The 6,423-nt window shown below is 72.2% G+C and carries 6 protein-coding genes and 1 pseudogene; 6 read left to right on the forward strand and 1 reads right to left on the reverse strand.

All coding sequences use genetic code 11. From position 1 onward, the window contains the following. From GCU69_RS04145 to GCU69_RS04170, 6 genes and pseudogenes are all read left to right on the forward strand, one after another. Window positions 1–950: ABC transporter permease (locus GCU69_RS04145; RefSeq protein ID WP_156205149.1), on the forward strand; the 950-nt coding region annotated here is incomplete at its 5' end. A gap of 193 nt (window positions 951–1,143) precedes the next feature. Further along, window positions 1,144–2,190: a substrate-binding domain-containing protein gene (locus GCU69_RS04150; protein WP_098754431.1), complete on the forward strand. Its 1,047-nt coding sequence runs from the start codon at window positions 1,144–1,146 to the stop codon at window positions 2,188–2,190. A 91-nt stretch (window positions 2,191–2,281) separates the two neighbouring features. Next, window positions 2,282–3,511 carry a Gfo/Idh/MocA family protein gene (locus tag GCU69_RS04155; protein WP_098754444.1) on the forward strand — a complete coding sequence of 410 codons (1,230 nt, stop codon included), beginning with the start codon at window positions 2,282–2,284 and terminating at the stop codon, window positions 3,509–3,511. Window positions 3,512–3,521: 10 nt separating this feature from the next. Further along, window positions 3,522–4,529: a sugar phosphate isomerase/epimerase family protein gene (locus tag GCU69_RS04160; RefSeq protein ID WP_098754432.1), complete on the forward strand. Its 1,008-nt coding sequence runs from the start codon at window positions 3,522–3,524 to the stop codon at window positions 4,527–4,529. Window positions 4,530–4,831: 302 nt separating this feature from the next. Then, window positions 4,832–4,996 (forward strand): annotated as a pseudogene (locus GCU69_RS33430) (helix-turn-helix transcriptional regulator); the annotation flags it as partial. A 74-nt stretch (window positions 4,997–5,070) separates the two neighbouring features. Further along, window positions 5,071–5,193 carry a DUF397 domain-containing protein gene (locus GCU69_RS04170; protein ID WP_156205150.1) on the forward strand — a complete coding sequence of 41 codons (123 nt, stop codon included), beginning with the start codon at window positions 5,071–5,073 and terminating at the stop codon, window positions 5,191–5,193. Between the two features lie 42 nt (window positions 5,194–5,235). Here GCU69_RS04170 and GCU69_RS04175 read toward each other — a convergent pair. Next, the coding region (locus tag GCU69_RS04175; protein WP_156205151.1) for an outer membrane protein assembly factor BamB family protein at window positions 5,236–6,423 on the reverse strand (1,188 nt) is incomplete at its 5' end.

The following is a 6,423-nucleotide window of genomic DNA, read 5'->3' on the forward strand; positions in this document are numbered from 1 at the left end:
GCCTCGCCGCGTTCGCCGACGTCCGCAACCTGTCGCTGCTCGGCGTCCTGGCGGCCCTCGTCGTGGTCGGCGCGCTGACCCGGCCCGAGCAGTTCATGTCCGCCGAGAACCTGCGGCTCGTCCTCACCCAGGCCTCCGTCATCGGCGTCGTCACCGTGGGCGTCACGCTCGTCATCATCAGCGGCGGCATCGACCTGTCGGTGGGCGCGATCGTCGCGCTCGCCTCGGTGTGGGCGACGACGCTGGCGACGCAGGAGTTCGGCCTGACCGGCATCCTGTTCTGCGCGGTTTTCGTCGGCCTCGGCTGCGGCCTGGTCAACGGGATGCTGATCGCGTACGGCGGCATGGTGCCGTTCATCGCGACCCTGGCGATGCTCGCCTCGGCCCGCGGACTCGCGCTCCTGCTCAGCGACGGCAAGACGCAGGTCGTCCGGGTCGACGCGGTGCTGGACCTGGGCCTGCCCGGCTCGTACGTGCTCGGCATTCCGCCGCTGGTGCTGGTGTTCGCGGCGGTCACCGTCATCGGCTGGCTGGTGCTCAACCGCACCACGTTCGGCCGCCGCACCGTGGCCGTCGGCGGCAACCCGGAGGCGGCCCGGCTCGCCGGCATCGACGTCAAGCGGCAGCGGCTGCTGCTCTACCTGATCTCCGGGCTGTGCTGCGGAGTCGCCGCGTTCCTGCTGATCGTCCTCACCGGCTCCGGACAGAACACCAACGGCAATCTCTACGAGCTCGACGCCATCGCAGCGGCCATCATCGGCGGCACGCTGCTGAGCGGCGGCCGGGGCACCATCGTGGGTTCCGTCCTCGGTGTCCTGGTGTTCACCACCATCACCAACCTGTTCGCCCTCAACAACCTGCAGAGCGACGTCCAGCAGATCGCCAAGGGCGCGATCATCGTCGCGGCCGTCCTGATCCAGAACCGCACGGCGCGCGGCTCGGGCGGTTAGCGCGCCGTTCCGTACGGCCGCGACGCGCCTGCCGTCCGCCCGCCGCCGCACCCGCCGGTCGGCACCCGCCCGCGAGTTCCGGGGCGGGCCCGCAAGCCCGCCGAGCCCGCCGAGCCGGCACCAAGCCCGCAAGCCCCCAAGCCCGTAAGCCCGTAAGCCCGTAAGCCCGTAAGCCAGCGAAGGGTTGTCCGTCATGACTCCACCGGTCCCCAGCCGCAGAGGTCTCCTCTTCGGCACCGCCGCCGTCTCCGCCGGCGCGTTCCTCACCGCCTGCACCAGCAACGAGAGCAACGACACCAAGGACGCCGCCCAGGAGCCCGCGGGCGGCGCCGACGACAAGCCCGGCAAGGCCGTCACCATCGGCTACGCCGGTCCGCAGGCCGACCACGGCTGGCTCAACGCCGTCAACGAGCAGGCCACCGAGCGGGCGAAGAGTTACGAGGACGTCACCCTGGAGACCACCGAGGGCTCCAACGACACGGCCCAGCAGATCGGCCAGATCGAGACGCTGATCAACAAGAAGGTCGACGTCCTGGTGATCCTCCCGGCCGACGGCAAGGCCCTCACCCAGGTCGGGCTGAAGGCCATGAAGGCCGGCATCCCCGTCGTCAACCTCGACCGCATCTTCGACTCCCAGCAGGCCTACCGCTGCTGGATCGGCGGCGACAACTACGGCATGGGCCTCAACGCCGGCCGCTACATCGGCGAGCAGCTCAAGGACAAGAAGAACGCCAAGGTCGTCGAACTCGCCGGGCTCGACAACCTGGAGCTGACCCGGCAGCGCACCAAGGGCTTCGACGACGCCCTGAAGAACTACCCCAACATCAAGAAGGTCGCGCGGCAGGCCGCGGAGTTCACCGTCGAGTCCGGCCAGGCCAAGATGGCGCAGCTGCTCCAGGCCCAGTCGTCCTTCGACGCGCTGTGGAACCACGACGACGATCAGGGCGTCGGCGCGGAGCGGGCCATCAAGCAGGCCGGGCGCGACGAGTTCATCATGGTCGGCGGCGCCGGTTCGAAGGCCGTCATGGACGCCATCAAGGCCGACGACAGCGTCATCAAGGCCACCGTGCTCTACCCGCCGACGATGGCCGCCTCCGCGATCGACCTGGCCCGCGCGCTGGGCCAGGGCAAGGGCGTCGGCGGCCTCGCCGAGCTGGAGATCCCCGCCTCGCTGACGCTCTACTCGGCCGTCGTCACCAAGGACAACGTCGACGAATACCTGCCGACCGGCTTCAACTGACCGATCCCGCGAAGCGGGGATCCCGCCTGGCGGGAGGCGCGCGCACGCCTTGACCACAGCGTGACGACGACGAGGAGGTCCCATGGGTTCCATGGACGAGAGCGACAACGAGAACACCTCACCGACCCTGGGTGTGGGCATGGTGGGATACGCCTTCATGGGCGCGGCCCACTCCCAGGGCTGGCGCACCGCCGGCCGGGTCTTCGACCTGCCGCTGGCCCCGGTGATGGCCGCGGTCTGCGGCCGCGACCCCGTCGCCGTACGGGCCGCGGCGCGGCAGCACGGCTGGGCGGCGGCCGAGACCGACTGGCGGGCTCTCGTCGCCCGTGACGACGTGCAGCTCGTCGACATCTGCACACCGGGGGACAGCCACGCGGAGATCGCGATCGCCGCGCTGGAGGCCGGCAAGCACGTGCTGTGCGAGAAGCCGCTGGCGAACACGGTCGCGGAGGCGGAGGCCATGGTGGCCGCCGCCCACGCCGCACGGGAGCGCGGGCAGCTGGCCATGGTCGGTTTCAACTACCGGCGGGTGCCGGCCCTGGCGCTCGCCCGCCGCATGATCGCGGAGGGCCGGATCGGCGCCCTGCGGCACGTACGGGTGACGTATCTCCAGGACTGGCTGACCGATCCGGGCGCGCCGCTCGTCTGGCGGCTCCAGCGCGAGCACGCGGGCTCGGGGGCGCTCGGCGACCTGGGCGCGCACGCCGTCGACATCGCGCAGCATCTGGCGGGGGAGCCCCTGGTGGGCGTCTCGGCGCTCACCGAGACCTTCGTGAAGGAACGGCCGCTGCCGGGCGGCGCCGGGCACGGCCTGGCCGCCGCGCCGGACGGGGGAGCGGCGCGCGGCCTGGTGACGGTCGACGACGCGGCCGTCTTCACCGGCCGGCTGGCGTCCGGGGCCCTCGCGGCCTTCGAGGTGACCCGGGTCGCCGCGGGCCGCAAGAACGCCCTGCGGATCGAGCTGAACGGCGAGCTGGGCTCTCTCGCCTTCGACCTGGAACGGCTCAACGAGCTGTCGTTCCACGACCACACCGAGGACGCCTCCGTGTCCGGCTTCCGGCGGATCCTCGCCACCGAGCCGGGCCACCCGTATCTGGAGGCCTGGTGGCCGCCCGGCCACGGCCTCGGCTACGAGCACACCTTCGTCCACCAGGTCCGCGACCTGGTGCACGCGGTCGCCGAGGGCACCGAGCCCGCGCCGTCCTTCGAGGACGGGCTCCAGGTGCAGCGGGTGCTCGCCGCCGTCGAGGAGAGCGCCGAGAAGAACGCCCTGTACACGGCCGTGCCGCCGGTGTCCCCGGCCGTCACCGCCCTGGCCTGAGGAGGACCGCATGCCCCGACCCTTCACCCTGTTCACCGGCCAGTGGGCGGACCTGCCGCTGGAGGAGGTCTGCCGGCACGCCCGCGACTTCGGCTACGACGGGCTGGAACTCGCCTGCTGGGGCGACCACTTCGAGGTGGACAAGGCGCTGAACGAGCCCGGCTATCTCGAGGGCCGCCACCAGCTGCTGGAGAAGTACGGCCTGAAGTGCTACGCCATCTCCAACCACCTCGTCGGCCAGGCCGTCTGCGACCATCCGATCGACGAGCGCCACCAGGCCATCCTCCCTGCCCGCATCTGGGGCGACGGCGAGCCCGAGGGCGTACGGCGGCGGGCGGCGGCCGAGATCGCCGACACCGCCCGCGCGGCCGCCGCCTTCGGAGTCCGCACGGTCATCGGTTTCACCGGCTCCTCGATCTGGCACCTGGTCGCGATGTTCCCGCCGGTGCCGCCGCACATGATCGAGCGCGGCTACGAGGACTTCGCGGAGCGCTGGAACCCGATCCTCGACGTCTTCGACGCTGAGGGCGTCCGCTTCGCGCACGAGGTCCACCCCAGCGAGATCGCCTACGACTACTGGACCACCCACCGCGCCCTGGAGGCCGTCGGCCACCGCCCCGCCTTCGGCCTCAACTTCGACCCGAGCCACTTCGTCTGGCAGGACCTCGACCCGGTCGGCTTCCTCTACGACTTCCGTGACCGGATCTACCACGTCGACTGCAAGGAGGCCCGCAAGCGCCTCGACGGCCGCAACGGCCGCCTCGGCTCCCACCTCCCGTGGGGCGACCCGCGGCGCGGCTGGGACTTCGTCTCGGCGGGGCACGGCGACGTGCCCTGGGAGGACGTCTTCCGGATGCTGCGGTCGATCGACTACGAGGGCCCGGTCTCGGTCGAGTGGGAGGACGCGGGCATGGACCGCCTGACGGGCGCACCGGAGGCGCTGCGGCGGCTGAAGGCGTACGACTTCGACCCGCCGAGCGCGTCGTTCGACGCGGCCTTCGGCGGCGGCGAGGACTGACCGGCCCGCCGCGCACGGTCACCGGGTCCCGCCCGGCGGTTCCAGGCCGCCGGGCGGGACCCGGCGCGTGCCCGGGGCGGGTCCGGTCCGTGCCCGCGGCGAACCGGTGCCGCACGAACGAGTGCCGCGCTCCGTTCTCCACACCCCGATCGTCACGCCCGGTGACACCGTGTCACCGGGGCGCCGGGTCATACAGCTCGGCTGTAGGGGGTCTCCGGCGTGACGTACGGGCGGCGCGGGGGAGTTGGACCGGTATGCACACCACAAGGCGGCAGCGGCGGCGGAACGCGTCGGCCCTGCGGATGATCGGACGGCAACCGGCCCGCTTCCGGGAGACGGCGGGACTGACCCAGCGGGCGCTCGCGGAGGAGTTCCACCTCGCCGAGGTGACCGTCGCCTCCATCGAACAGGGCCGCCGGGCCCTCAAGTACGACCTCGCCGAACGCCTCGACGAACGACTCGGCACCAAGGGCGTGCTGGCCATCGCGGTCGACAACATGCCCGAAGCTACAGCGGCGACGAGGGCGGCCAGTGCCTCGAAGTGGCCTACGGCCGGGTGGCCGGCGAGGTCGTGGTCCGCGTCCGTGACTCCAAGAACCCCGGCGGCCCGCGGCTCGCGCTCTCCGCCCCGGCCTGGCAGGCCTTCACCGCAAACCTGCGCTGACCTGCCGGGGCGAAGGCGTGGCGCGCGGGCAACCGGTTCCGTTCAGCTGCCGGTGAGGGAAATCCTTCCCGCGTGCAGGCGTCCGTCGCCGCCGTCGAAGTACACCCGGTCGCCGTCGACGGCCGCGTCGGGGTCGCCGGACGACAGGCGTGTCCCGGCCGGTGCCCCGGTGCGTGCGTCCGCGGCGTGCAGGGCGCCGGCCTTGGTGCTGAAGAGCACCGCGCCGTCCAGCAGACCGTGCAGCTCGGGGTCGCGTTCGGTCCGCTCGGTCCACAGCGGTTTGCCGGAGCCGGCGTCTACCGCGCGTACGGACCCGGTTTCGTATTCGCTGGTGACGCCGCCGAGGCCGCCGTACACGACGCCGTCCGCGACCATGAGCGGTTCGAGCCACTGCCTCACGGACTCGGTGTCCGCGTCGTGGGTCCACAGTCTCGTGCCCCGCCGGGCGTCGACGGCGTGGAGGACACCGCGGTCGTCGCCGAAGTAGACCGTGCCGTCCGACACGGTGATCGCCGACACCTCGCCCCCGTAGTGCCGGCTCGCGCTCGCCCGGTACCGCCACAGCTGATCCCCCGTGTCCCCGTCCCAGGCGTGGAAGTAGGTGCCGTCGGTCTCCCGCACCCCGCCGTAGAGGACCCCGTCCACGACCGTGAGCGCGCCGGACAGAATCGGCTCGACCGGCCGGCTCCACTTCAGCCGCCCCGTGGCGGCGTCCAGGGCGGACACGGCGTAGGTGCCGTACTTCTCGGAGCCCTCGGGCGGGTGGTACATCGTGTTGACATAAACGGTTCCGTCGGCCACGACGACCCGCAGGTAGAGGTTGAACGTCGTGCCGGGCCGGGCGTGGGTCTCGGCGTCCACGCTCCAGACCCGCTCGCCGCCGTCCGGGGCGATGCCGTGGATCGTGCCCTCGCTGCTGGAGGCCACCACCACACCGTCGCTCACGCCCTCCAAGGACGACACGCCCCCCTCGTCGTACGTCCACGTGGTGTCGCCGTCGGCGGCGTCCACCGCGTGCAGCAGGCCGTCGTCCTCGCCGACCACCGTGCCGTCGGCGACCACCGGCTGCCAGAGGTCCGTGTCGGACGCCCACTGCTCCCGCACCACCGGCTTTCTCGCGGTGGCCGTGGGGCTGCCGGTGCTTTCGGTGCCGTTGCCGCCGCCCGGCGGGCCGGAGAAGGCGCGGGGCAGGAGCAGGCCCGCCACAACGGCCAGGACGACGAGGGTGCC

The organism is Streptomyces lycii (assembly GCF_009735685.1).
Classification (GTDB): Bacteria; Actinomycetota; Actinomycetes; order Streptomycetales; family Streptomycetaceae; genus Streptomyces; species Streptomyces lycii.